Origin of the sequence: Paenibacillus glycanilyticus (genome assembly GCF_030161375.1) — a bacterium.
GTDB lineage: Bacteria > Bacillota > Bacilli > Paenibacillales > Paenibacillaceae > Pristimantibacillus > Pristimantibacillus glycanilyticus_B.
Genome location: NZ_BSSQ01000014.1, coordinates 131,684 through 157,957 on the forward strand (window position 1 = coordinate 131,684; position 26,274 = coordinate 157,957).

The 26,274-nt window shown below is 50.7% G+C and carries 29 protein-coding genes and 1 riboswitch; of the genes, 3 read left to right on the top strand and 26 right to left on the bottom strand.

What is annotated here, in order from left to right; genetic code table 11:
- Positions 1-25 precede the first annotated feature (25 nt).
- From ribB to QQK89_RS17025, 8 genes are all read right to left on the bottom strand, one after another.
- Complete coding sequence (gene ribB, locus QQK89_RS16990; RefSeq protein ID WP_284240196.1) at positions 26-1,165, bottom strand: 3,4-dihydroxy-2-butanone-4-phosphate synthase; 1,140 nt, start codon at positions 1,163-1,165, stop codon at positions 26-28.
- Between the two features lie 33 nt (positions 1,166-1,198).
- Positions 1,199-1,873, bottom strand: a complete 675-nt coding sequence (gene ribE, locus QQK89_RS16995; protein ID WP_284239827.1) for a riboflavin synthase — start codon at positions 1,871-1,873, stop codon at positions 1,199-1,201.
- 15 nt (positions 1,874-1,888) lie between these two features.
- Positions 1,889-2,995, bottom strand: a complete 1,107-nt coding sequence (gene ribD, locus QQK89_RS17000) for a bifunctional diaminohydroxyphosphoribosylaminopyrimidine deaminase/5-amino-6-(5-phosphoribosylamino)uracil reductase RibD (RefSeq protein WP_284239828.1) — start codon at positions 2,993-2,995, stop codon at positions 1,889-1,891.
- A 166-nt stretch (positions 2,996-3,161) separates the two neighbouring features.
- A riboswitch (FMN riboswitch) is annotated at positions 3,162-3,368 on the bottom strand.
- 31 nt (positions 3,369-3,399) lie between these two features.
- A complete protein-coding gene (locus QQK89_RS17005; RefSeq protein ID WP_015843947.1) occupies positions 3,400-3,831 on the bottom strand; it encodes a peptidylprolyl isomerase in 432 nt (143 codons plus the stop codon).
- A 54-nt stretch (positions 3,832-3,885) separates the two neighbouring features.
- Complete coding sequence (gene lysA / locus QQK89_RS17010) at positions 3,886-5,214, bottom strand: diaminopimelate decarboxylase (RefSeq protein ID WP_284239829.1); 1,329 nt, start codon at positions 5,212-5,214, stop codon at positions 3,886-3,888.
- A gap of 113 nt (positions 5,215-5,327) precedes the next feature.
- Positions 5,328-6,971: a spore germination protein gene (locus QQK89_RS17015; RefSeq protein WP_284239830.1), complete on the bottom strand. Its 1,644-nt coding sequence runs from the start codon at positions 6,969-6,971 to the stop codon at positions 5,328-5,330.
- 32 nt (positions 6,972-7,003) lie between these two features.
- On the bottom strand, positions 7,004-7,432 hold the full coding sequence (locus tag QQK89_RS17020) for a stage V sporulation protein AB (RefSeq protein WP_434481703.1): 429 nt from the start codon (positions 7,430-7,432) through the stop codon (positions 7,004-7,006).
- Positions 7,425-8,075, bottom strand: a complete 651-nt coding sequence (locus QQK89_RS17025) for a stage V sporulation protein AA (protein ID WP_284239832.1) — start codon at positions 8,073-8,075, stop codon at positions 7,425-7,427. Before QQK89_RS17025 ends, QQK89_RS17020 begins: the two co-directional genes overlap by 8 nt.
- 187 nt (positions 8,076-8,262) lie before the next feature.
- Between QQK89_RS17025 and QQK89_RS17030 the strand changes: the two genes are divergently transcribed.
- Positions 8,263-8,775 (top strand): DNA topology modulation protein, encoded by a 513-nt coding sequence (locus QQK89_RS17030; protein WP_284239833.1) that lies wholly within the window; start codon positions 8,263-8,265, stop codon positions 8,773-8,775.
- A gap of 108 nt (positions 8,776-8,883) precedes the next feature.
- Here QQK89_RS17030 and sigF read toward each other — a convergent pair whose 3' ends face one another.
- From sigF to ald, 11 genes are all read right to left on the bottom strand, one after another.
- Entirely contained in the window at positions 8,884-9,639 is a 756-nt protein-coding gene (gene sigF / locus QQK89_RS17035; protein WP_284239834.1) for an RNA polymerase sporulation sigma factor SigF, read from the bottom strand.
- 19 nt (positions 9,640-9,658) lie between these two features.
- Entirely contained in the window at positions 9,659-10,102 is a 444-nt protein-coding gene (spoIIAB, locus tag QQK89_RS17040) for an anti-sigma F factor (RefSeq protein WP_284239835.1), read from the bottom strand.
- Positions 10,102-10,455: an anti-sigma F factor antagonist gene (spoIIAA, locus tag QQK89_RS17045; protein ID WP_284239836.1), complete on the bottom strand. Its 354-nt coding sequence runs from the start codon at positions 10,453-10,455 to the stop codon at positions 10,102-10,104. The genes spoIIAB and spoIIAA overlap by 1 nt, the downstream gene beginning before the upstream one ends.
- 121 nt (positions 10,456-10,576) lie before the next feature.
- Positions 10,577-11,791 carry a D-alanyl-D-alanine carboxypeptidase family protein gene (locus tag QQK89_RS17050; RefSeq protein WP_284239837.1) on the bottom strand — a complete coding sequence of 405 codons (1,215 nt, stop codon included), beginning with the start codon at positions 11,789-11,791 and terminating at the stop codon, positions 10,577-10,579.
- A gap of 197 nt (positions 11,792-11,988) precedes the next feature.
- Positions 11,989-13,317, bottom strand: coding sequence for a pyrimidine-nucleoside phosphorylase (locus tag QQK89_RS17055; RefSeq protein WP_284239838.1), 1,329 nt, complete (start codon positions 13,315-13,317; stop codon positions 11,989-11,991).
- Positions 13,318-13,344: 27 nt separating this feature from the next.
- On the bottom strand, positions 13,345-13,509 hold the full coding sequence (locus tag QQK89_RS17060) for an aspartyl-phosphate phosphatase Spo0E family protein (protein WP_284239839.1): 165 nt from the start codon (positions 13,507-13,509) through the stop codon (positions 13,345-13,347).
- Between the two features lie 109 nt (positions 13,510-13,618).
- A complete protein-coding gene (locus tag QQK89_RS17065) occupies positions 13,619-14,449 on the bottom strand; it encodes a purine-nucleoside phosphorylase (protein WP_284239840.1) in 831 nt (276 codons plus the stop codon).
- Between the two features lie 23 nt (positions 14,450-14,472).
- Positions 14,473-15,654 (bottom strand): phosphopentomutase, encoded by a 1,182-nt coding sequence (gene deoB, locus QQK89_RS17070; protein WP_284239841.1) that lies wholly within the window; start codon positions 15,652-15,654, stop codon positions 14,473-14,475.
- A gap of 156 nt (positions 15,655-15,810) precedes the next feature.
- On the bottom strand, positions 15,811-16,701 hold the full coding sequence (gene xerD, locus QQK89_RS17075) for a site-specific tyrosine recombinase XerD (protein WP_284239842.1): 891 nt from the start codon (positions 16,699-16,701) through the stop codon (positions 15,811-15,813).
- A gap of 140 nt (positions 16,702-16,841) precedes the next feature.
- Positions 16,842-17,075 carry a DUF4227 family protein gene (locus QQK89_RS17080; RefSeq protein ID WP_284239843.1) on the bottom strand — a complete coding sequence of 78 codons (234 nt, stop codon included), beginning with the start codon at positions 17,073-17,075 and terminating at the stop codon, positions 16,842-16,844.
- A gap of 119 nt (positions 17,076-17,194) precedes the next feature.
- Positions 17,195-18,337, bottom strand: coding sequence for an alanine dehydrogenase (gene ald, locus QQK89_RS17085; protein WP_284239844.1), 1,143 nt, complete (start codon positions 18,335-18,337; stop codon positions 17,195-17,197).
- A 226-nt stretch (positions 18,338-18,563) separates the two neighbouring features.
- On the opposite strand from ald, the gene QQK89_RS17090 reads away from it, so the two are divergent.
- Positions 18,564-19,709: a S8 family peptidase gene (locus QQK89_RS17090; RefSeq protein WP_284239846.1), complete on the top strand. Its 1,146-nt coding sequence runs from the start codon at positions 18,564-18,566 to the stop codon at positions 19,707-19,709.
- 69 nt (positions 19,710-19,778) lie between these two features.
- Here the strand turns inward: QQK89_RS17090 and QQK89_RS17095 are convergent, their stop codons facing one another.
- The 3 genes from QQK89_RS17095 to QQK89_RS17105 all read right to left on the bottom strand — a co-directional run bounded on the left by QQK89_RS17095 (position 19,779) and on the right by QQK89_RS17105 (position 21,620).
- Positions 19,779-20,237 (bottom strand): Fur family transcriptional regulator, encoded by a 459-nt coding sequence (locus QQK89_RS17095; protein ID WP_284239847.1) that lies wholly within the window; start codon positions 20,235-20,237, stop codon positions 19,779-19,781.
- A gap of 92 nt (positions 20,238-20,329) precedes the next feature.
- Entirely contained in the window at positions 20,330-20,974 is a 645-nt protein-coding gene (gene spoIIM, locus QQK89_RS17100) for a stage II sporulation protein M (protein WP_284239848.1), read from the bottom strand.
- A gap of 88 nt (positions 20,975-21,062) precedes the next feature.
- Entirely contained in the window at positions 21,063-21,620 is a 558-nt protein-coding gene (locus QQK89_RS17105) for an NUDIX hydrolase (protein ID WP_284239849.1), read from the bottom strand.
- A 104-nt stretch (positions 21,621-21,724) separates the two neighbouring features.
- On the opposite strand from QQK89_RS17105, the gene mciZ reads away from it, so the two are divergent.
- Positions 21,725-21,856, top strand: coding sequence for a Z-ring formation inhibitor MciZ (mciZ, locus tag QQK89_RS17110; protein WP_284239850.1), 132 nt, complete (start codon positions 21,725-21,727; stop codon positions 21,854-21,856).
- A 56-nt stretch (positions 21,857-21,912) separates the two neighbouring features.
- Here mciZ and QQK89_RS17115 read toward each other — a convergent pair whose 3' ends face one another.
- The 4 genes from QQK89_RS17115 to QQK89_RS17130 form a co-directional block, all read right to left on the bottom strand.
- Positions 21,913-23,040, bottom strand: coding sequence for a M20/M25/M40 family metallo-hydrolase (locus QQK89_RS17115; protein WP_284239851.1), 1,128 nt, complete (start codon positions 23,038-23,040; stop codon positions 21,913-21,915).
- 165 nt (positions 23,041-23,205) lie between these two features.
- Positions 23,206-23,913, bottom strand: coding sequence for a lipoyl(octanoyl) transferase LipB (gene lipB, locus QQK89_RS17120; RefSeq protein ID WP_284239852.1), 708 nt, complete (start codon positions 23,911-23,913; stop codon positions 23,206-23,208).
- 19 nt (positions 23,914-23,932) lie between these two features.
- The gene (locus QQK89_RS17125) at positions 23,933-25,252 is read right to left on the bottom strand and encodes a dihydrolipoamide acetyltransferase family protein (protein WP_284239853.1); all 1,320 of its coding nucleotides are present in this window, start codon (positions 25,250-25,252) and stop codon (positions 23,933-23,935) included.
- Positions 25,253-25,289: 37 nt separating this feature from the next.
- Positions 25,290-26,273 (bottom strand): alpha-ketoacid dehydrogenase subunit beta, encoded by a 984-nt coding sequence (locus QQK89_RS17130; protein WP_284239854.1) that lies wholly within the window; start codon positions 26,271-26,273, stop codon positions 25,290-25,292.
- Between the last annotated feature and the right edge of the window lies 1 nt (position 26,274).

Here is a 26,274-nt window from a genome sequence, read left to right on the forward strand (position 1 = left end):
GCTTATTATATTAGTTGCGTTTGCCTTACATTTGAATAGGAACGCGCTCGACAATTTCAATGCCATGGCCTTCCAAACCTCTGATCTTGCGCGGGTTATTCGATAATAGGCGCATTTGGCGCACACCCAGATCACGCAAGATTTGAGCGCCTACCCCGTAATCGCGAAGCTCAAGCTTAGGTTTTTGCGCTTCATGGTCCTGCCCTTGATCAAGCTGTGCATAGGCTTTCAGCTTATTCACAAGTCCAGTCCCGTCCTGGCGCATATAAAGAAGAATTCCGCTGCCCGCATCGCTAATCTGCTTCAAAGCCGCTTGCAGCTGGGATCCGCAGTTGCAGCGCTTCGAGTGGAACACGTCCCCCGTCACGCATTCGGAATGAACCCGGACCAATACCGGCTTCTGCGAATCAATCTGGCCTTTGACAAAAGCGACATGTTCCTTGCCGTCTGCCTGATTGGAGAACGCTATGGCTTTGAAATCGCCAAATTCGGTTGGCATGTCAACCTCAACGATACGGTCAACCAACTTCTCCTTCGCGTTGCGATAAGCGATCATTCCTTGAATCGTAATGAGCTTGAGGTCGTGTTTTTCTTTGAAAATAACGAGATCCGGCAGACGGGCCATCGTACCGTCCTCTTTAATAATCTCGCAGATAACGGCTGCCGGCTCCGAGCCGCACATACGCGCCAGGTCTATGCCTGCTTCCGTGTGGCCGGCGCGGCGGATGACGCCGCCATCCTTGGCAACAAGCGGGAATATATGTCCGGGTTTACGGAAATCGGTTGGTTTCGTTTCCGGATCAATTAGCGATTTGACCGTTTGAGACCGTTCAAAGGCTGAAATTCCCGTTGTTGTCGAAACATGGTCGACCGATACGGTAAAGGCTGTGCCATGATAATCCGTATTGTGCTGGACCATGGGAGGCAGATCGAGCTGCTCGGCGCGTTCTTGCGTAATAGGCACGCACACGAGGCCACGGGCTTCCGTAATCATGAAATTGATGACTTCCGGCGTAGCTGTCTCCGCCAGCGCGATTAAGTCCCCTTCATTCTCGCGGTCCTCGTCATCCACGACAATGATTGGCTTTCCGGCTTTCAAATCCTCAAGCGCCGCCTCAATCGAGTCGAACAATTCCTCCTGCAGGCCAAGCTCTTGTTTGTTCATCATTATCCCTCCTTCTATCCCATTCTCTATGGATTATAGAAATCCGTTCTCGCTCAAAAAAGCGGCGCTGATCTTCGATTCCTTCCCGCTGCCGGATCTTCCGTTGTCCTTCGCGGGTTTGTAATGAAGCAGATGGTCAACGTATTTGCCGATCACATCGCATTCGATATTAACCGAATCCCCGGCTTTTTTGTTTTGCAGAGCGGTCTCTGCCAATGTATGCGGAATGACCGATACCGAAAATCCAGAAGCATTGGTGCCAACAACCGTCAGGCTAATCCCGTCAATGGTGATTGAGCCCTTGGGTATGACGTACCGCAGCATCTCGTCGTCAGACAGCCGGATGGCGAACACAACCGCATTCGCGTCCGTCTCGCGTCCCGTGATGACGCCAACGCCGTCAACATGCCCTTGCACAATATGGCCGCCGAACCGTCCGCCAGCGAGCATCGCCCGCTCCAGGTTCACTTCCTGGCCCGGACGGAGCTGGTGCAGATTGGACTTCCGGAACGTCTCCGGCATCACATCCGCATCAAAGGACGTTCGGTCGAAAGCGATGACCGTCAGACAGACTCCGTTCACGGAAATGCTGTCACCCATTGCGACGCCTTCCGTCACCTTGGAAGCCTCTAACGTAAGCACCATCGCTTCGCCTTGCTTCTTGACCCGTCTTAATGTGCCAACTTCTTCAACCAAGCCGGTAAACACGGGCACTCCCCCAATCTATTCATTGCCATAGGCAGGATATCCCGAAATGCAAATATCTTCGCCTGCCATTTCAACCTTTACATGCTCCAGCTCAATGGCTTGCGCCATCTTCTCGAATCCAGCGAATGTGAAGGTGCCGGGAGCATCTATGCCGCCAATAATTTTGGCAGCCATATAAATCATAATCTTATCGATTAAGCCCGCTTCCAGCATCGCTCCGTTCAGCTTGCCGCCGCCTTCGAGCAAGATGGAACCAATCTCGAGTTCACCGAGCTTGCGTATCGCTTCGGCTAGATCAACCTGTGCCCCATCGCCGCAGCGGATCACTTCAACGCCTGCCTGAACAAGCGCTGCCTCTCGTGCTGCATCGGCCTGGCCGGAAGCGATAACCAACGTACGGGCTAAGCCGTCCGTTACTACTCTGGCATTGAGCGGCAATCGAAGCTGGCTATCGACAATGATGCGAACCGGGTGAATGGCCGGAACGGCCGCGCGGGTCGTAAGTTGAGGATCGTCCGCAAGCAACGTGCCAATGCCCACCATAATCGCTTCATGCTGATGCCGCAGCGTATGTACCTGCTCGCGGGCCGCCGCTCCCGTAATCCAGCGGCTGTCCCCTGTACGGGAAGCGATCTTGCCGTCCAGCGTGCTTGCCGTCTTGAGCGTAACGAACGGAAGTTTCGTCGTAATGTACTTGTTGAACTTCTCATTCATGCTTCTGGACTGTTCATCCAGCAACCCCACTTCAACCTCGATGCCTTCCTCCCGGAGACGCGCGATGCCCCTGCCCGCTACTTGCGGATTCGGGTCGGTCGTTGCTACGACAACGCGGGCGGCCTTGGCATTGATGATGCGCTCGCAGCAAGGCGGCGTTTTCCCGAAATGGCTGCATGGTTCCAGCGTAACATACACGGTCGCCCCTTCCGCTTCGTCGCCGGCCATCTGCAAGGCATGCACCTCGGCATGGCCCGTTCCTCTCTTGAGATGCGTGCCAACGCCGATAATGCGTCCTTCTTTGACGACTACGCAACCTACGACCGGATTAATGCCGGTCTGCCCGGAAGCTTTCGCCGCCAGATCAAGTGCAAGACTCATATAATAAGAATCATTTAGTACGTCCATAAATGCAAAAAACACCCCCATTAGCCAGCTTAGCCAACGGGGGTGGGAATTTAACCATTCGACGACTGCATAAATAAGCTTAATAAACCTACCCTCTTATGCTTGTGAAAATAAGCACAAGAAAAAATAAGCATGAAAAAAGCTTTCGCGCATATCGCTTCGAATGTGTCTCCTTCTCCCATCCAGACTATACTGTCGGTCCCGGAATTGCACCAGGTCCACCGTTCCGGTTAAGGCAATGCGATGAATCGCTCTTGCCTTATTCGGCCCGGGTCACGGACTGACGAGAAAGCGCCGCACGCCGGATTTCCGGATGTGCAGGCGCTGCTCGATCACCGCCGGTTGGGATTTTCACCCTGCCCCGAAGGTAAGCCACAAACTATAAATTTGTTAGTATCTTAACATTAAACTTCGTAAACTTCAACCTTTTGCATTTTGTCGCGTCCTTTGAACGCGTCAACATGCTCCATGCCTTTGGCAACTTTGCCAAATACCGTATGTTGGCCGTCAAGATGCGGCTGCGGCTGGTAGCCAATGTAGAACTGGCTTCCGCCTGTGTTGCGGCCTGCATGTGCCATTGCGAGCGAACCGCGCTCATGTTTGTTCGGGTTGATCTCGCAATTGATCGTGTAGCCAGGACCGCCTGTGCCAGTACCGTTAGGGCAGCCGCCTTGCGCAACGAAGCCAGGAATAACGCGGTGGAATACCACGCCGTTATAGAAACCTTCGTTTGCAAGCTTTTCGAAGTTTGCTACCGTATTTGGAGCATCTTGTTCGAACAGATCGAGAATAACCTCTGCACCGTTCTCAAGTGTGATTTTTGCTTGTTTAGCCATGTGTAACATCTACCTTTCTTTGTCCGAATAAGACTACGTTACCAAATTTAACCCTTACTTAGCAAGCGATTTGCTCAGTCTTGCCGGAATTACGTCGTTTCCAACGATATTATCAAGCGTTTCGCGCTGAACGACAACGTCGGATTGACCGTCTTTTACGAAGACAACGGCAGGGCGGCGGAAGCGGTTATAGTTGCTCGCCATCGAGTAGTTATACGCGCCCGTACAGAATACGGCAAGCAGATCGCCCGTTTCGGCTTTTGGCAGCTGAAGGTCAATGATCAGCTTGTCGCCGCTCTCGCATGCTTTGCCCGCAATGGTAACCGTCTCCGTGTTCGCTTCGTTAGCACGGTTCGCCAGAATAGCCTCGTATTCGGATTGATATAGCGCCGGGCGAGGATTATCCATCATGCCGCCGTCTACCGCAATGTACTTGCGTACGCCGGGAATGTCCTTCATCGTGCCAACGGTGTACAGGGTTGTACCAGCATCGCCCACAATGCTGCGGCCCGGCTCCACCCAGATCTCGGGAAGAGGGAAATTAGCTGCCGTGAAATTCGCAATAACCGCATTCGTAATTGCGGCTACATATTCGGATACCGGAAGCGGCGTGTCCCCTTCCACATAACGGATGCCGAAACCGCCGCCAAGGTTAACAACCTTGAAGATCAGACCAAGCTCGTCACGGATTTGGACGGCAAACGCGGCAACTTTATCAACGGCCATGCGGAAGCCGTCTACTTCAAAGATTTGGGAGCCGATATGGGAATGCACGCCTAGAATTTCGATGTTCGGCAGCTGCATGGCTTCCTTAATCGCTTGCTTCGCCGCACCGTTGCCAAGGTCGAAGCCAAATTTCGAATCCTCTTGGCCAGTGGAAATATATTCATGCGTATGCGCTTCTACGCCTGGTGTAATCCGGAACAAAATTTTCACTTTTTTGCCTTTGTCGGCAGCAAGAGCGTTCAGCAGGCGCAGCTCGACAAAGTTGTCGACTACAAAACATCCGATGTTCGCGTCGAGTGCCATGTTAATCTCGTCCGGTGTCTTGTTATTGCCGTGGAAATGTATGCGGCTAGCCGGGAAGCCGGCTTGAAGAGCCGTGTAAAGCTCACCGTCGGATACGACGTCGAGCGATAAACCTTCTTGATCGGCAATGGCGCACATCGCCATAACCGAAAACGCTTTGCTCGCATAAGCAACCTGGAATTTCAGGCCGGTCTCGTTAAAAGCCGACACATATTCGTTTGCGCGTTGCCGAATTAAGGCCTCGTCCACAATGTACAGCGGGGTACCGTATTCTTTTGCCAGATCCGTTACGTCGACTCCGCCAATTTCCAGGTGCCCCTGGGCATTTATTTTGCTTGTGCCATGTAAGTACACGATTTCTTTTCCCCCTAATAGAAGCTGATTACGATTTGCACCAATAGCCACAGTATATCGCAATCTAACCTTGAGAGAAATGGATAAATCAACATTTCATTTGTATTTATTATCTACGACTTGGACCGCGGCATTTTGTCGCTTTGTTGCGGGCGAAGCAGGTTTGGACGGGTCCTGTTCTTGAGCACCGGCTTCCGCACGATGATGTTCCACATCGCGCGGTAATCGAACGGAATAAACGGCCACATATACGGACGGTTGAACGAACGCTGCATGCAAAGCATGATCAGAATAGCGGTTGTCGCAACTACAAATCCAGGAGCATAGAACAGCGAAACCGCTACGATAAGCACCAGCCTGACTATCCGGTTCGCGAGACCAAGCTCATAACTTGGGGTAGCGAACATCCCAATCGCGGCGATGGCCATATAGAGAATAACTTCGTTGATAAAAAGCCCGGTCTTGACCGCTATATCGCCAACCATGATGGCGGCAACGAGAGAGACGGCCGTAGCTAGCGTTGACGGGGTGTGGACGGATGCCAGCCGCATGAGATCGACGCCTAATTCAACGATCAGAAACTGTACGATCAGCGGCAGCTTGCCGACTTTTTCCGGTCCGAGAAATTCCAGCGCTTGCGGCTTCAGATCCGGATGAATAACAAACAGAAGCCATAGCGGCAATAGAAACAGCGACGAGAAAATGCCGATAAACCTGACCCAGCGCAAATAAGTGCCGATGAACGGCGTTTGCCGGTTCTCCTCCGCGTGTTGGATCAAATCGAAGAAAGTCGTTGGCAATATCATCGCGCTTGGAGAAGTATCCACAAATACAACGACGTTCCCTTCCAGCAAATGCGCCGCTACAACGTCCGGCCTCTCCGAATAACGGACAAGCGGAAACGGATTCCACCCCCGCTGCACCGTTGCTTCCTCCAGCTGTTTGTCAGCCAGTGGCAAGCCGTCGATATGTACTAGCTCGATTTTGTCCTTGATCGATTTGACGAGCTCAGGATCCGCCAAATCGTTAATATAAGCGATACAAATATCCGATTGCGTCCGTTCCCCGACTCTGACAAGCTCGTAACGCAGCTGAGGGTCGCGCAGACGTCTGCGGACGAGGGAAATGTTCATCATCATCGTCTCGACGAAGCCGTCCCGGCTGCCCCTAACGACGCGCTCAAGCTGCGGTTCATCCGGGCTGCGGGCCGGGAATGCTTTGGCATCGATAATAATCGCGTTAGGTTCCTTATCGATAAACATCGCAGTCGACCCGGACAACACGAAGGTGAGCATTTCGTTCCACTTTTCCTTCTTCTCCGCCTGGGCCGCGGGAACGTACATGTTCAGAAAATTATGGAAGGCATCGCCGGTCACTTCATCGGACTGCAGGTAAGTAAGACGTTTCAGAATTTCGGTCAAAATCGTATCCTTGGCGAGACCATTCATATAGAAAAAGGCAACGCGACGATTACCAAACGTCATCTCGCGCACGACGATATCGAAGCTGACCTTGTATCCTACCTCGTTCTCCAGCCGTTTGTATACTTCGTCCAGACTATCGGGGATAACATCATCTTTGTCCGAACTTTTTTCTTTCTTTTCATGCGATTGTTTTGGTTTCGATGCTCGGTCCGTTAATTCAAAAGGAGGAGTCGGAATCGCCATTCCTTGCTCCTCGTTTTTTTGCTCTGCGGGTATGTACATATACGGGGGTTCCCCGTTTGATTGCTCCCGCTCTTTCTCCTTATCGGTCATCCTCATCAACCTCCATGCCGTTAATTACTTGCCTACCATTGGAAAAACAACCAATCAAACAAAGAGCCTAACGTCTTGCCAAGCACCATTGCCATGACTAGACCCACCAAATAATCGGATAAATTCATGCGTTTCGCCAGAATAGGCAGAACGTTCATTACTTCCGTCAAAGCCCCCGCCAGCATGCCGACAAACACGCCGGCCATCAATCCGGCAACTGATAAGATCAGCGCTTTGGGCAGAGACAGCCGCCAGTCCATAAAGTCGGCAAACGTCCAGTACATGGAACCGCAAATGACCGCCGTCTCGAACCAGATGGACATGCGGTACGCATAAGCGATTTGGGCTAGCCTTGGAATCAAGTCGAGCACGATCAGGAACGCTACCAACCCGCTCCCGACGGCAAGACCGCCGGACAAGCCAAGCAGCATGATGAATAGATGCATGAGCCAGTCACCCATCGTCATTCCCCCGCTCGCCGTGCTGGTTGTTTTTTTTGCGCATTTCGTCGGCGATTACATACGCATTCACATTTTCCTGGTACGTATAAAGTTCAACCTCAAGAGGGTTTGGCTCCTCGTTGAATCTCTTCTTGAACAAATGGTTGAAGAACAGGATCATGCCAAGGCCAATGCCAAGCGAATACGGCACCTGAAACCATAACGGATGTTCGGATCGTTCGCCCGTCAATAGCTCGACGATTCGGATGTGAACTTCCTTCATGCTTACGTCGGTATGGAAATTCATAATCGCAAGGCCCGCACCAAAGAAGAGAAGCAGCCACGCAAATATTAGCACGACGATACGGGGCTTCTGCGGTTTAGGCGAAATCATGATGAGTACCTGAGGATCCCCGTAAGCCTCTACGGACAACTCGGGTGCAGCCTCGCGAATAACTCTGACGATTTGGAGCAAATCGATAACGACTCGGTTGCCGTCCCCTTTGTGATGGCGGTACAGCACCAGTTCGTTTAATTGCTGTTCCAGCTCCTCGTTAGGAGCAAGCAACCTCGACACCTGACCAAGCGTTACGCTCCGCTCCGGCCGGATATTCACTTTTTTCTTGAGACGAAGATAGAGGGCGGATGGCTGGGTAGTGTCCATCTGTCATCATTCCTTTATCTGCATAGGGTTTACTTCCCTGTTAGTATGAGATAAGGAGATAACGGATAGTCATGCTTATAAAGGTAAAATAAAGAAACTCTCAGCTCTTATGTTGATCATGCAGAAGGATTAACTTCTTCTTGGAAGAAATTTATTCAAGAACTACTGTCGCAGGAGGACACGAAACATGAATCGGATTGCCATAATAGGCTCGGGCGGCGCCGGCAAATCAACATTAGCCAGAAAGCTCGGCCTGCAACTTCACCAGGAGGTTTCCCATCTGGACGCTTTGTTCTGGAAACCCAATTGGGTAGCTGCACCAAAAAGCGAACAGATTACCGTCCAAACCGAGTTAGTCAAGCAAGACCGATGGATCATTGACGGCAATTACGGCGGTACGCTCGATATACGGTTAAATGCCGCCGATACGATTATTTTCTTGGATTACCCACGGATTTTATGTTTGTACCGCGCGTTGAAAAGAGTTTTCCAATACCGTCGCCGAACGAGACCAGACATGGGACCGGGCTGCAAAGAAAAAGTTGATCTGCCGTTTTTGAAATGGATCTGGAATTTCCCAAGAACTACAAAACCGGGGATTGTAAGCAAGCTAGAGCAATTAAGCGGGGAGAAACGGATCCTTGTATTCAGGTCTCCCGGAGAGGTAAATTGGTTTTTGAAAAAGTTGGAGCACACATGAAAAAGACCAAATGGCAGCCAATCGCCTTGAAAAGGCGATGGTTGTCATTTGGTCTTTTGGTTATTGGGCGATTGCGATTTGTTCGCTTCCAAGAGAACATATCGCTAATTACTGCGCGATCTGTTCTCTTATAACCTGCAAAATTTTCTTCTCCAACCTCGACACCTGAACCTGGGATATCCCAAGGCGGCTGGCGACTTCGGACTGGGTTTTATCACGGTAATAACGCAAATACACGATCAGCCTCTCGCGTTCGCTAAGACCCTCGATCGCTTCGATGAGAGCTAGTTTGTCGAACCAGCGTTCCTGCGAATCGTCGGCAATCTGGTCCATAAGGGTAATCGGGTCGCCGTCGTTCTCGAACACGGTCTCGTGAATCGATGTTGGAGGTTTGTTCGCTTCCTGAGCGAACACCACATCCTCCGGCGTAATGCCAAGACGATCCGCTACTTCGCTGACCGTCGGCAGACGGCCAAGCGTCTTGGACAGCTCATCTTTCATTTTCCGGACCTTGTTCGCCGTCTCTTTGAGTGAACGACTAACCTTAAGCGTACCGTCATCGCGCAGAAAACGCTGAATCTCGCCGATAATCATCGGCACCGCATAAGTAGAGAACTTCACGTCATAGGACAAGTCGAATTTATCGACGGACTTCAGCAGCCCGATACATCCGATTTGGAACAAATCCTCCGGTTCGTAGCCCCGGTTAATGAACCGCTGTACGACAGACCAGACTAACCTGATATTACATTGCACAAGCGTGTCTCTTGCCAAGGTATCTCCTGATTGGCTCAAGGCAATGAGACGCTTCACTTCCGAATCATCCAAATACGGCTGAGCCGTTTGCTTCAAATCGGCATCCATGAGGTTCAACCCCTATACGCTAGTTATACAGCGCTTTTTTCGATTCAATACGCTTCATCATCGCTACCCGCGTACCTTGGCCCAGTTCGCTAGTTACTTCAAAACGGTCCATGAAATTTTCCATGATCGTAAAGCCCATACCCGAACGTTCCATCTCCGGCTTGGAGGTATACAGCGGCTGGCGTGCCAGCTCGAGATCCTCAATGCCGCGGCCATTATCATAAATGGCAATGGATACAACATCCCCGTCGATCGAAGCTTCAATCGTCACTTTGCCGTCAGGATTGCTATCATAGCCATGAATAATGGAATTGGTAACCGCTTCGGATACCGCTGTCTTCAGATCATTCAATTCTTCTAACGTCGGATCCAATTGCGACACAAACGATGCCACCGCAATACGGGCAAAAGCCTCATTCTCCGATCTGGCGCTAAAGGATAATGTCATTTCGTTGCGTCCCATTACGAGACCACCTCCAGACTAGAAATCGCCATTCTTTCATTGTCGTAAATGCTCATTATTTTAAACAAGCCCGACATTTCAAACAGGCGGTAGACACTTGGATTCACGTCGCACACGACCATCTTGCCGCCTTTGCTGCGAACCTGCTTGTATCTGCCCAAAATGACGCCTAATCCGGAGCTGTCCATAAACTGCAGATCCTTCAGGCTGAGAATAATGTGGTGACTATCCCCCCGCATGATCTCCGCTTCCATCTTATTGCGGACAATATCCGCCGTATGATGGTCAAGCTCCCCGCGAAGACGTACGATCAAGACATTACGGTAATGCTCCAGTTCTGCTTGCAGACTCATTGTCGCCGTTCAACTCCTTTAGGCTTCGCTTTTGGATCGAACTACGATTTCTCCATGCGGCCCAAGGTTTCCTGCACGACGACAAAACTAGAAGAGAAGCGCTAGAAGAAGACAAAAAACGCTACGAGAACAATCCGCTGAAGGACCGTTTGAGCAATTTGAACCAGCCTGCTTTATCAACGGACTGAGGCGCGTCAACCGGGAATTCCTTCACAACCTGATCGCCTTGGTAGACAACGAGCTTCCCGATCGATTGACCGATGGCAACCGGCGCTTTCAATGGCTGTTCAATTTGAAGTTCATAACGGATGTCGTTAGTTGCAGCGCCTTTTTTGAGCAAAATGCTATAAGGATGCTTCGCAACAAGCGGCAGCTCGCGAACGGATCCTTTCTCGATTTTCATGGTACCCATCGTGTCTCCTTCTTTAAAGATCGGATGGGTCGTATATTGGGCAAACGTGAAATCAAGCATTTGCGAAACTTCGGCATTTCTTGTTTTGGTGTTCGGCTCGCCCATAACAACCGCGATTACGCGCAAATTGTCGCGTTTAGCCGTCGCCGTCAAGCAGAATTTAGCTTCATTCGTAAAACCTGTTTTGAGACCGTCCGCACCGCTGTAGAACCTTACAAGCTTATTCGTGTTCACCAGCCAAAACGGTTTCTCCGACGATTTGCGCAAATAATCCTGGTACGACCCGGTATATTTCGTAATCTCGGAATGCTTCAGCAATTCGCGCGACATCACCGCGATATCATGCGCGGAAGTATAATGATCGGCCGCGGGCAAGCCATTGCAGTTGGCAAAATGGGTATTTTGCAAACCTAGCTGCTGCGCCTTCTCGTTCATCATAACGACAAACTGTTGCTCGGAGCCCGCTAGCTTTTCCGCCATAGCGACAGAAGCATCGTTGCCGGAAGCCATCGCAATGCCTTTCAGCATTTCGTCAACCGTCATTTCTTCGCCCGGCTCGAGGAAGATCTGGGATCCGCCCATAGAAGCCGCGTATTCGCTTGTAGGCACTTTATCGGTAAGCTTGATCTTCCCGTCGTCCAGCGCTTCCATGATCAGCAGCATCGTCATGACCTTCGTAATACTAGCCGGAGGTAGCTTGACGTTGCTGTCCTTCTCGTAAATAACGGTACCGCTGTCGGCATCCATCAGGACGGCCGACCTTGCGGAAGGTGCTAAATCAAGCGACGAGGCTTGCTGCTGCCCAGGAGCGGATGGTACGGGCTCCTTGGCGATTACGGTTTCACTTGCGTAAGCAGCAGCCGGCATCGCAGTCAGGGTAAATGCAGCGAATAGAATGAACAGCTTCGTACAAACTTTTTTCATAGAGCAGGTCTCCTCCAAAGATGATTGTTCTACGCGTTTTCATGACGAAAACACCGCAATTGGGCTATATTGTCTTCTCCAGTCTTGACCTCTTTCATGAAAAATATTCCACAGAAGCTTTTTGTCGAATTTCGCCCTCGCGAATAAAAAAAACCGCCTTACTCCCTTCCGGGCGTAAGACGGTTCCTATATATGCGCTAGTATCGATTAGTCCCTTCCGTTGTCACAACAGACAACAAAAGCGGACGCTCCGCCGGCTTCTCAGCCGTAATCGAATATGCGCTTTGAATTTTAGCCGCAACTTCTTCTACTGCTATATCTTGAGCTTTCGTATGCAGCACGACCAGCGTTTCGCCTTCGCTAACCGGATCGCCTACCTTTTTACCGATCATAATGCCCACGGAGTAATCAATCAGGGCTTCCTTCGTCGCACGCCCGGCACCGAGAAGCATCGCAGCAATACCAAGCTGTTCCGCGTCAATTGCCGAGACAAATCCGGCTGCTAGCGCCTTCACTTCAACCTGCTCCGCCGCTTGAGGCAGAAGCGTCACATCCTCAGCCACGGTAGCATCTCCGCCTTGCGCGGCAATAAACTGCTTGAATTTCTCCAACGCCTGGCCGTTGTTCAACTGTTGCCGCAACAGCTCTTTGGCTTCAGCAACATTCTCGGCATGTCCGCCTAATACGACCATATGGGCACCAAGCGTCAAACACAGCTCCGTGAGATCTGCCGGACCTCTGCCCCGCAAAGTCTCGATGGCTTCCCGAACTTCAAGCGCGTTGCCGATAGCAAAACCAAGAGGTTGATCCATATCGCTGATGACGGCGGCCGTCTGGCGGCCGACCTGCGTACCGATCTCGACCATGGCTTGCGCAAGCTTCTCCGAATCCTCCACCGTCTTCATGAAAGCGCCGCTGCCCGTCTTGACGTCCAGTACAATGGCATCCGCGCCAGCTGCAATCTTTTTGCTCATGACAGAACTCGCAATTAACGGAATCGACTCGACGGTAGCCGTCACATCCCGCAGCGCGTATAGTTTTTTGTCAGCTGGTGCCAGATTTCCGCTTTGCCCAATAACCGAAAGCCCAATCTCATTCACTTGTTCGAGGAATTTCTCCCTCGACAATTCGGTCTGAAATCCTGCAATCGATTCCAGTTTGTCGATTGTTCCGCCCGTATGGCCAAGGCCTCTGCCCGACATCTTCGCAACCGGTACGCCAACCGAAGCAACAAGCGGTGCAATAATAAGCGTTGTTTTGTCGCCTACGCCGCCCGTGCTATGCTTGTCTACCTTTATGCCGGCAATTGGAGCCAGATCTACCTGGTCACCCGAGTTCGCCATGGCAAGCGTCAAAGACGCCGTCTCTTGCGGCGTCATACCGCGGAAGAGCACGGCCATCGCCCAAGCCGACATTTGATAGTCCGGAATGCCTCCATCGCAATAGCCATCCACCAGAAACGTCAATTCTTTTGCAGTCAGCACTCCGCCGTCTCGCTTCTTTTGTATTAGATCTACTGCACGCATGTTACCCACTCCGTTTCTGCTGCACATTCATTTATGTGAACGCGCCCGCAGCGTTTGTTGCCGAACGATCAGCTCGTCCAGCATCTGGCTGAGCTGGAGCACTTCACGATGTACAAATGTTTTCTTTTTCATTGCTTTTTCAACCATTTTCCCTCGCAACTGCTCAATTTCGACGAGTAACAGCTTGTCCACTTATCTCCACTCCATCATCCCGTAATCATGGACATTATACGACGATGCCGTCATCAAATACTGTCATATTCCGTCGATGGGATTATTACAATTATATTACAAGCACCCACTAGAATTGTCGGATTAATTCTTTCACCAGCGCCAAAAATTCCGCTTTAACCCGCTCGGTCGTTTCAATAACCTCGTCATGGGACAACGGTTGATCTAATACCCCTGCTGCCATGTTGCTGATACAGGAAATGCCCAGTACTTCAATGCCGGAATGGCGGGCTGCAATCACTTCAGCAACAGTCGACATGCCGACGGCATCTGCGCCTAATACGCGAAGCATGCGGATTTCGGCAGGAGTCTCATAGGTAGGACCAAGCAATCCGGCATAGACGCCTTCCTGCAGCTTAAGCCCTTGCTTAGCCGAAGTTTCACGAGCAATCGCGCGAAGACGTTTGCTATAAGCTTCGGACATATCCGGGAATCTTACGCCAAGCTCGTTATCATTTGGACCGATAAGCGGATTTTTGCCCGTCATATTCAAGTGATCGGAGATCAACATCAAATCGCCTGCTTCGAAATCCAGATTAACGCCGCCTGCCGCATTCGTAACTAGCAAGGAGGTAACGCCAAGCGCCTTCATTACGCGAACGGGGAAAGCGGTCAACTCAGAGCCATAACCTTCGTACATATGGAATCTGCCGCGCATGAGAATAACAGAGCGCCCGGACAAGGTGCCAACGACCAATTCCCCCGCATGGCCTTCTACCGTGGATACCGGAAAATGCGGAATGTCGCTGTAATCGATCGTAACCGCGTTGTCGATATGATCGCCAAGCACGCCAAGACCGGAACCCATAATCAGGCCAATCTCGGGTTGAACCTGCACCTGTCCCGCAATATAGGAAGCTGCCTCTTTAATTTGAACAGCCGTCATCGTATTTGAACTCATCGTAAGTTCCTCCTCTATCCTTGTTATTTGGTCTGAAGCAAACTTAAAAAGCTTGTACCGTTCGGCGGTACGGCAACTCCAAAGTTATCCGCAATCGTTGCCCCTAGGTCCGAGAAGGTTGTTCTGGTCTCGAGCCGCTTCGGCTGATCAAAAGCCGGGCTGAATAATAAAATAGGAACATACTCGCGTGTATGGTCCGTACCCGGGTGGACGGGGTCATTGCCGTGGTCGGCCGTTACAATGAGCAGGTCACGTTCGCCTATCGCGCTCTCCAGCTCAGGGATTGCCCGGTCGAATTCCTCCAGCGCGGCAGCGTAACCTTCCGGATCGCGACGATGGCCGTACAAGGAGTCGAAATCAACAAGGTTCGTAAATAATAAGCCTTTGAACGGCTTCTTTAATGCTTCAACCGTTTGAGCAATTCCGTCGGCATTGCTTTTGGTTGAAGACGTTGCCGTAATGCCTTCCCCGTCAAAGATATCATTGATTTTCCCGATTGCAATCGTATCGAAGCCATTATCCTTAAGCAAATCCAGCACGGTTGCTTCCGGCGGCTTAACGGCGTAATCGTGGCGGTTAGGCGTACGTTTGAAGGCACCGGGCGAACCGACAAAAGGTCTTGCGATAACCCTGCCCACGGCAAAACGTTCGTCCATTGTTAATTCCCGCGCAATCTCACACCCGCGATACAACTCTTCCAGCGGTACGATCTCTTCGTGCGCGGCAATCTGAAATACGCTGTCAGCCGAGGTGTATACGATCCACGCGCCCGTCTCCATGTGTTCCGCGCCAAGCTCGTCCAGTATTTCGGTTCCGCTGGCTGGCTTGTTGCCAATTACTTTGCGGCCCGTCCGTTCCTCAAACGCCTGTATCAATTCCTCCGGGAACCCTTCCGGGAACGTCTGAAAAGGCACCGTAATGTTGAGTCCCATCAGTTCCCAATGTCCTGTCATCGTATCTTTTCCTACCGAGACCTCCGCCATCTTGCCGTAATAGGCAGCGGCTTCCCCAGACGGCTTCCAATCGGATAATTCCGTAATCCGGTCGAGTCCCCAGCGTCTCATGTGTGGCAACTCTATCGTTGGCACCCGTTCAATAATATGCCCAAGCGTGTGCGAACCGCTGTCTCCAAAAGACGGCGCATCCGGCAGTTCTCCGATTCCAACGCTGTCTAGTACAATTACCGCAATGCGATCGAATTTCATGGTTACCTCCTAAAATGAATTGCCAAACTAGGTTGATTATATCAACCGTTTGTGGTGATTCATGCTTCGTAAGCATACGCTTAATGAATGGCCAAACTAGGTTGATTACATCAACCGTTTGTGGTGATTCATGCTTCGTAAGCATACGCTTAATGATTAAGCCCTAGGATGGGCATTCGAGTAGACATCTTTCATCTTTGCTTTGGACAAGCGCGTATAACGCTGCGTGGTTGAAATATCCGCATGGCCAAGCAGCTCCTGGACGGAGCGCAGATCTGCTCCGTTCTCCAGCAGGTGAGCGGCAAAGGAATGGCGCAAGGTATGCGGGGTAATGTCTTCCGAGATCCCCGCTTCCTTCGCGTATTTTTTGACCATTTTCCAGAAACCTTGTCTTGTCATTCGCGTTCCGAGCTGATTGAGGAACAAGGCGGGCTCGTCCTCTGCTTGCCGCAACAGCTCCGTTCTGCCTGCCTGCAAATAATCGTCCAATGCCGCCTGCGCCATTCGTCCGAACGGAATAATCCGCTCCTTCATGCCGCTGCCCACGCATCTTATAATGTTCAATTGCGAATTAACGCTATCGACATCAAGCGAAATCAATTCGGATACCCGGATTCCGGTTGCATAGAGCAGCTCCAGCATGGCCTTATCCCGCTTCCCTGCAGCGGTAACGGACTGAGGGGTCTCAAGCAGCAGGCCGGCGTTCTCGACGGTTAATACTTTAGGCTCCTTCTTTTCTTGTTTAGGAGACTCTATGTACATGGCGGGATTAAGCTGAATATAACCGTTTACCGCCAAATAATGAAAAAAGGCGCGTATAGACGCAATATGCCTGGAGACGGTTGACGTTTTACGCCCGCTCTCTTTTAGACGCAGTAAATAATGCGACAAATGGTGACGATGAATGTCAGCCACTTCCGCAACGGATTGCTGCTCCAGATAATCGAGCAAGCTTTGCAAGTCGCGACCATATGATTCCAGCGTACTGCTCGACAATGCGCGCTCGCTCATTAGATATTGTATAAAAGATTGTACGTGAGCTTTCATGCCGGTTCCTCTCGTTCAAGAAAGATGATCAAGGCCATGGGACCATGGACCCTGTCTCGCGGGCAAGTTATCCTGCTTTACAACTATTCCACAACCGGCGCTTCAAATCCTGCTTTACTCTTATTTGATCATCGATTTGCTTATTCGCCATACCAATAAAACCATCTCAGCCGATCGGCAAGACTGCCTTTTTCAACGGCTGCCGGGTCCGATTGAAACACCTTGAGCGCATCGCCTTTAGGTGTCCTGTAAGGATGGACGGGAGCAATCGCATCAATGAGAAAGCGATAGCTGCCCGTTACTATGAGAAGCAGCAATGTGAAGATGACGACAAATAAAATTCGGCTTAACCATTTGCGCAGCGAGAGGACCATCTGCTTGCCTCCTTCACTTTTGTTACGGTTGTCCATCCGTACAATTTATGAAGGCAGCCCGCCCTTTATGTCAGGGCTGTCGCCTATGTCCCCTCATTGTGTTAACGTTGATCGAAGTCTCAAGACTCCAGCTTATCGAACGAAATCGAATCCAACCAGCGTTCCAATGGCGTATAAGGCAGACCCGCCGCTTCGGCAACCGGTTTATAAGTGACCGTACCGCGATAGGTGTTGACTCCTTTTTGCAAAGGCACGCTGCCTTTGACCGCTTCCCAGCCTCTACTGGCAAGATCGAGGGCATACGGCATCGTCACATTCGTCAGCGCAAACGTCGATGTGCGGGGAACTGCGCCAGGGATGTTTGCTACCGCATAATGAATAACCCCATGCTTGACGTAGATTGGATCTCTATGCGTAGTTGGCCGGTCTACCGTTGCAATGGAACCGCCTTGGTCTACCGCGACGTCTACAATGACTGACCCTTTTTTCATCGACTGCACCATGTTTTCCGTAACCAAGTGAGGAGCTTTGGCTCCCGGAATCAAGACGGCGCCGATTAGAAGATCCGCTCTGCCGACTGCTTCCGCAATATTATAGGGGCTTGACATGACGGTATGGATTCTACTGCCAAACACATCATCCAGGTATCTCATCCGGTCCGTGCTTTTTTCCAAAATAACGACGTTAGCCCCCATACCAAGGGCAATCTTGGCTGCATTGGTTCCAACAATACCGCCGCCGATGACCACGACTTCCGCCGGAGGTACCCCCGGAACTCCCCCCAGCAGCACTCCCCTGCCGCCATGGAAAGCTTCAAGAAATTGAGCGCCTACTTGTACCGCCATGCGGCCGGCCACTTCGCTCATTGGCGTTAATAAAGGCAGACTGCCATTTGCGAGTTGTATCGTCTCATACGCGATTCCCGTTACTCCGCTGTCCATCAATGCTTGCGTCAGCTCTGGAGCAGCCGCCAAATGCAAATACGTAAACAGGAGCAATCCTTCACGGAAGTAACCAAACTCCTCTTTGAGCGGCTCCTTGACCTTCATGATCATGTCCGCTTCGCTCCAGACTTCCGCTGCGGCGGCACGGATTTCCGCGCCTTCCCGTTCGTAATCCAGATCCTCAAATCCGCTTCCTTCGCCGGCTCTCGTCTCCACAATAACCTTATGGCCTGCCGCCTTCAGCATGGTTACGCCTGCCGGGGTCAGAGCAACACGGTATTCACTGGCTTTGATTTCCTTCGGAACGCCGATAATCATAAGCTTCCCCCTCCTTGAATGTGGCGCACTTACCTACTATGTTGTATGAATCTTAGAGGACAAATGTTAGTCCTTAAGCGTACCTTTTCCAGCCCAATCAAAAAATATGTGCGGTTGTATTGTACGGTTGACCATATCGAACTTGGCGAAGCTCCCATACACTGAACAAGCACGTTTTCATTGTTTAATGCCGGACTTCATATAGAGAACGAATAGGAGAATGTTTATGCCAAAGCTGGAAAAACTGCTGTTCACAAGCTCGAGACGTGTTCCATCCAAACATACCGTTCGTAAACTAATTACCTTTAAAACAGGTCGCTCGTATAAAAAATGTTTGAAAAAGCTTCGGGTTAAAGGATTAAAGCCGTATAAAAGAATGCCTTCTCTTCGGACAATCGGCTGTCATTTCGACAAACGCAGACCATGGAAATCCATTGTCAGACATCCGGAAGTCAAACGCGTGGAGAGCGATGTCCGGATCCGGATGCATCTGTACCGGAAACACCGGCAAACGGTAAATCGGAAAAAGGCAACCACGTCGACGTCAACAACTTGTCCTCCGGAACTCACTTGGAACATCTGCCGCATTAAAGCAAACGAAGCATGGCCTCGAACAACCGGAAGCAAGATTAAAGTTGCGATCATGGATACGGGCATTGCCACGCATCCGAACCTGCAGATTGCGGGCGGAGTCAATACGATTAGAGGCGGAAGCTATGCCGATGATAACGGACATGGCACCCATGTCGCAGGGATTACCGCAGCCAAAGGACTAGATGGGGTTAAAGGGGTTGCGCCTGATGTAGAGCTGTATGCGATCAAAGCGCTGGACAGCCGCGGAGGCGGATTCGTATCCAGTATCATTGCCGGCGTGGACTGGTGCATTCGCAATAAAATGGATGTCATCAACATGAGCTTTGGCCTTGTTGGAACTTCGGTCAGCCAAGCATTGCGCGAGGTCATTGCAAAAGCGTATAAACAAGGGATCGTTATCGTTGCCTCGGCAGGCAATTCCGGAACGGACGATAACGGCATGATTGACGCACCCGCCTCCTTCCCGGAAACGATGGCCATCGCAGCCACCGATATGTCGGATAAAGTAACAAACTTCAGCAGCCGCGGCACGGGTATTGATCTTGCCGCGCCTGGCGAACAGATCAAATCAACTTGGCTAAACGGCGGGTATATGACGCTTTCCGGTACCAGCATGTCTGCTCCGCATGCTACAGGCGGCGTTGCTCTTCTGCTATCCCGTCAACCAAAGTTATCTCCTTCGGCAGTTACGGAGTTGCTCCGAGGCTGGGCACAATCTCTTCCGTCCGAGACTGAAGATGAACGAGGCGCAGGATTATTGCAGCTTGACCAGGTATAATGTGATAAAATCCGTCAAAAAAATGCCAAAACGGCTTTGCCGTCCAGTTATGCTGGGCAGCAAAGCCGTTTATTCATTAGATTTGTCATTATTTGCGTTACAACGATGGCAAACGCCTTGGAAGTCGAGACGATGGTCAATGACGGTAAAGCCGTATTCCTGCTCTAACCGCTCTTCCAGAGGAAGAAGCCAATCTTCCTTAATCTCGTCCATTGCGCCGCATTGCACGCAAATGAGATGGTGATGATGGTGTTTGCTGCTATCCGTACGAAGGTCATAGCGGGCAACGCCGTCACCAAAGTTTAGTTTTTCTACTACGTGCATCTCGCTCAAAAGCTCGAGTGTACGGTATACAGTAGCGAGGCCGATCTCCGGGGCCTTGTCCTTTACGAGCATGAACACATCTTCCGCGCTTAAATGATCATCTTCATTCTCAAGCAATACACGAACGGTTGCTTCACGCTGCGGGGTTAATTTGTAGCCCTGCGACTGCAACTGTTGTTTGATCTTCTCAATCCGGGCTTCCATGATTTCCCCCCTACCACATGTCTGCGCCAACATCAGGAAACGTTTGCTTTCATTATAGGGGTTAACCATTCCTAAAGTCAAACATTTTGCCGTTATACGCTTGTTTCGGAGCCCGTCAAATAAGGCGCTGCCCACTGCATAATGTGGGGCGAAAGATACGCTTCGAATAGCGATGCGCCAGCAAGAAGAAGCAGCATAAGCAGCGCGGTTGAAGTAAATGCGGCAACCTGCGGAGCCAAAGCTCCTTTTTGCTGCAACAAGCGGTTTTTGATGACAAACGTCGAAAAAGTAATCGCCGCTACGCTCGTAATCATAATAGCCGGCACGACGATTAAATTAGGCGGCGCAACAGAAGCCAGCGAGAACAGCAGTCCTTTCCAGGCATGCTGGGAAATTAAAGAACCGATGGCGAATCCAACAAGTGCGCCTTTCAAGAAATCAAGCGCGAGAACAAACGGAACCCCAACGACCGAAATGCCAAGGAACCATAACAAAAACAGCCATTTGCCATGGAAAAATAAATTATCCCAAAAAGACTGCGCGGGATCAGGCGTCGCGCCGTCATGAACCAGCCGGATATATTGATTAACATCCGTCGCCAAATCCTGTTGCTGCTCGAGTGTCAAAGCGTTGACCATCAGCCCGCCGAATATCGCCCCTACAACAAATAATACCGCAACAAATACATATAAGGTCAGCTGGTTTTTCACAGCATCTTGAAATGATGGCGAACGCATGGCATACCCTCCCCCTTGTCCCAATGATAAAGTGTATGTTTCCTTTATTCATCGTATGACGTTTGAGAGAGTTGCCCTTATGCAAGTTTTAAATCTTGCCCGTCAGTTGATAAAGCTTCCAGGCATAGACGGCTAGAATTGTCTTGGCATCACTGATGCGGCCTTCTGCGATATAAGCCTCTGCTTGATCAAGCGTGATGGCTTCCACCTGCAAATACTCATCTTCGTCCGTATGCTGCGTTCCGACGGTCACATTGTCGGCAAAGTACAAATATAACTTCTCATCCGCAAACCCCGGGGAAGTAAAAAAAGCGCTAACCAGCTTTAGGTTATCCGACCGGTAACCGGTCTCTTCCTCCAGCTCTCGTGCAGCAGCTTCAAGCGGATCTTCGCCTGCGTCCAGTTTGCCGGCCGGAATTTCGATTTGAAACTTTTCAAGCGGCTTGCGGAACTGCTCGACAACAAGCAGCTTGCCGTCAAGCAGCGCCATCACGGCAGCTGCGCCAGGATGCTTGACTATCTCGCGTGTGGCAGTACGTCCATCCGGCATAGCAACGGTATCTACTTGCAGCGTAATCATTTTTCCTTCAAAGATCGGTTCGGTGCTGATTGTTTCCTCGCGCCATAGTTCGTTATTTTGAGTCATCTCATTACTCCCCTGTCTATTAGAATAGGATAATTCCGGCATAACTTGTCCGCTCCTCGCATATCCATTGCTTATAAGAAACAACCAAAAGGAGCGTGTTTGGAATGAAACAATACTTAACACATAATGAGCTCAGACTTGTCGGCAAAGCTTGGGAAATTCAAAGCCAGCTCCGGAAGCTTTCTAATATGGATATCCCGCTGCACAAGCTGCTTAAGCCGCAAAAAGCAAAATAAACGGCTTATCCGACTGTCTGCATGCAACAGTCAGGACAAGCCGTTCTCGGCAATCTTTAAACCTTAGCGGCTTGTTTGATAATCTCGACGACAAACTCCGTAATTTTGACAAGGTCAGTAACCTTGATCTGTTCCTTTGTTGTATGGATATGTTGATACCCTACAGCCAGGTTGACCGTCGGAACGCCCATGCCATTAAAAATGTTGGCATCGCTGCCGCCGCCGGAATGGAACGTACGCGGCGTAAGGCCGATATTTGTTGCCGCTTGTTTAGCCAATTGAACAACCGGCGATTGATCATCATGGACATAAGCCGGATAGATAATATCGCTTTCGAATTCCGCACGCGCGCCAAATTCCTCCGCAGCACTCTCCAGCGCCTCGCGCATTGCCACTAGCTGGCTATCCAACTTCTCTTGCACGATACTGCGTGCTTCCGCGACCAGCTTCACGAAATCGCAAACGACGTTTGTTGCCCCTCCGCCTTCAAAGCTTCCGATATTGGCCGTTGTTTCGTTATCAATTCGCCCAAGCGGCATACGGGAGATTGCCTTCGCAGCGACCTGAATCGCACTGATGCCGTCCTCCGGATTAACGCCTGCATGCGCGGATTTGCCATGCAGCTTCATAATGACTTTTGCCTGCGTTGGTGCTGCGACCGCCATATCCCCAATCGAACCGTTGGAATCAATGGCATAGCCAAACGACGCCTTCAGCTTGGATGCATCCATATGACGGGCGCCAAGCAGACCGGATTCTTCGCCTACCGTGATGACGAATTGGATCGGTCCGTGCGGAATGTTGTTTTCCTTCAATACGCGAATCGCTTCCAGCATCGCGGCAAGGCCGGCTTTATCATCGCTGCCGAGAATTGTAGTGCCATCGCTTCTTATGTATCCGTCACTGTCGATCTGCGGCTTAATGCCGTTGCCTGGGGCAACCGTGTCCATATGGGAGGTGAAGAGGATCGTAGGCGCACCGGCTTCCCCTGTCCCTTCCAGATAAGCAAACAAATTGTTTGCGCCATGCCCTGTCTTTTCCATCGCGTCGTCTTCCTCAATGGAAAGCCCCAGCTCTGCGAATTTTGCTTTAAGTACCTTGCTGATTTCCTGCTCGAACCTCGTCTCGCTGTCAACCTTTACAAGCTCAATAAACTCGCTTACGATCCGTTCTTGATTTACCATTGCTATTTCCTCCGCTCTCTGTTTTCGATTACAATAGACGGGAGCTTGTTTTTTCCTAATTAGAAAGGAGTTTTATCTTTGAAGATGCAAAAGCTGATTCGTCTAGTTGCTATTCTTGTTGTTGCTGCTCTAGTTGTTACGACACTTGTAGCGTCCATCAGTTCTCTACTCTAGTAGTTCGGGAACCTGGAAGCCGAATACATGGCAGAAATGCGGCAGCAGCTGCCGCGCTGCCTCCTCCACGGTCAAGTTACGGCCGGTGAGGTCATTAAAAGAGGTTACGCCATATTCTTGAATACCGCAAGGGATAATCCCGCTAAAGCCAAAATCACCTATCCCAGCCTCAATATTTAATGCAAAACCATGGCTGGTTACAAAACCGCCGCGATCACGGGCCCGATTGAATTTCACGCCGATTGCGGCGATTTTTTCATTGCCGACCCATACCCCTGTATATTCCGGCTTTCTTCCCGCTTCTATACCATATTCGGCCAGCCAATTGATTATAGCCTGCTCCACTGTCCGAAGATAGGCGTGCAAATCCAGTCCTTCCATCGGAAGAAACACCATCGGATACCCGACTAATTGTCCTGGTCCATGATAAGTAATGTCCCCTCCGCGGTCGATTTCAAAGACCGATATCCCACGCTCCTTCAGCTCATCCGCACTAAGCAGCAAATGCTCGTGATGGCGGTCCGTGCCAAGCGTATAGGTTGGCGGATGCTGAAGAAGGAGAAGCGTCTCTCTCCGCTCCTCCTGGCTGATTTGCCGCACGATCGATTTTTGCATGTCCCAAGCTTCCGCATAACCGATCATTGGTATATATCGGGCTTCCAAATGCCGCTCCACGCTCGTTAATGCCGTGTCAGTCATTTACGGATTACCCCGTTTCTTAATACAATTTCGTATCCAGATTAAAGCCTTCAAGATTATCTTTTACCCGCTGCAGGAACCGGCCGCAAATAACGCCGTCCAATACGCGGTGATCCAGCGACAAGCACATGTTGGCCATCGAACGGATTGCAATCATGTCGTTAATGACAACAGGACGCTTCACGATCGATTCGAAAGTCAAAATGGCAGCTTGCGGATAGTTAATGATCGGATTCGTAATAATCGATCCAAAAGAGCCTGTATTGTTAACCGTAAACGTACCGCCTTGCATATCGCTTAAGGTTAACTTGCCTTCGCGTCCTCGGCGTGCCAAATCGTCGATTTCACGGGCAAGCCCGGCTATCGTTTTATGATCGGCATTTTTAATGACCGGTGTTGCTACGGATTCTTCCGTACCGACCGCAAGCGAAATGTTAATGTCCCGTTTCACGATGATTTTATCTACAGCCCACATGGAATTCATGATTGGGAAGTCTTTGAGCGCATTAACGACGGCTTTCAACACAAAAGCGAGATACGTCAGATTAATGCCTTCGCGCTTCATGAATTCATCCTTCACTTTGTTGCGAAGCTGTACCAGATTCGTCACGTCGACTTCAATCATCATCCAGCCATGCGGAATTTCGTTCACGCTGAGCATCGTATTGCGGGCAATCGCATTGCGGATCGGCGATACGTCGATGAAATCTTCGCCGCGGCCAGCAATGGACGCGCTTTGAGCAGGTACAGTAGGCGTGCGAGGCGATTCCGTCAAATGCAAACCTGACGAACGAACCTCCGATACCGTCGTGCTTGGCAGTGGAGATACTGGCTTGGATCCTGCTGGCGAAGTCGCTTTGGTTGCTCCAGAAGCGACATGGGCAAGGATATCTTTCCGAGTAATCCTTCCGCCTAGCCCCGTTCCGGTCACATCTGCCAGTCGAACGCCATGTTCGGCAGCTAGCTGTTGAACAGCCGGAGAGAATCGATTGCGCATCGATTGATCGCCTTCATCCGTCGCTCCCGCGTCCGCGCTAGCGCTTGCGTTTGAACCGCTGGCTGTACCCTGCGGTTGCGTTGCCTCCGTGGAAGCGACTTCTGTCTCAACGCGACAAACCGGAGTGCCTACGGGCACTGTTTCGCCGCTACTTACCAGAATCTCCACCAATGTCCCTGCAATGGTGGAAGGCAGTTCTGCGCTTACTTTATCTGTGATCAGTTCACAGATCGGTTCATACATCTCAATCCGGTCACCCGGCTGCTTCAGCCATTTATCAACAGTCGCCGAGACCAGTGATTCCGCCAGCTGAGGAATGACGATCTCCTTCACCGATTTCATTAATTATCCATCTCCCTACCTGACACGTACTTGCCGCTTAGTATAGCGCCAAATTGCGCATAGCTTCTTTTACTTTGTCCTTATTTAACATAAAGAACTTCTCACCCGGCGGATTAATCGGCATAGCCGGGACGTCCGGGCCGCAAAGTCTTTGGATAGGAGCATCAAGCTCATACAACAATTCTTCCGCGATAATAGCGGATACTTCAGCGCCAATGCCGCCGGTTTTATTATCTTCATGAATAATCAATACTTTGCCCGTCTTGCGAACGGCAGCAAGAATCGCTTCCTTATCCAGCGGTTGGAGCGTTCTAAGGTCAAGAATATGAGTGCTAATGCCTTCCTGCTCAAGCTCTGCAGCAGCTTGCTCTACGAACATGAGCGGCATGCTGTAGCCGATAACTGTAATGTCATCGCCTTCGCGAAGGACATTGGCTTTGCCGATCTCAACGATATAATCGTCTGCTGGTACATCGCCGTTTATAAGCTTGTAACATTTTTTGTTCTCGAAATAGATGACCGGATCCGGATCACGCACGGCCGCTTTCAAGAGACCTTTCGCATCATAAGCCGTATATGGCGCAACAATCTTAACGCCTGGCGTACCGAAAAACACCGATTCCGGACATTGCGAGTGATATAAGCCGCCAAAAATACCGCCGCCAATCGGCGCTCGAATGACAAGCGGGCAACTCCAGTCATTATTAGAACGATAACGGATTTTGGCTGCTTCGCTAATAATTTGGTTGGTAGCCGGGAACATGAAATCCGAATATTGCATTTCAGCAATAGGCTTCATGCCGTACATGGCAGCGCCAATCGCAACTCCTGCAATGGCCGATTCTGCAAGTGGCGTATCTAGGGCGCGCATCTCGCCAAATTGCTCAAGCAACCCTTTGGTCGTTGTAAATACGCCGCCTTTTACGCCAACATCCTCGCCAAGCACGAAGACATCTTCGTCCCGTTCCATTTCTTCTTTCATTGCCAGACGTATAGCATCAATATAGTCCATGTTTGCCATA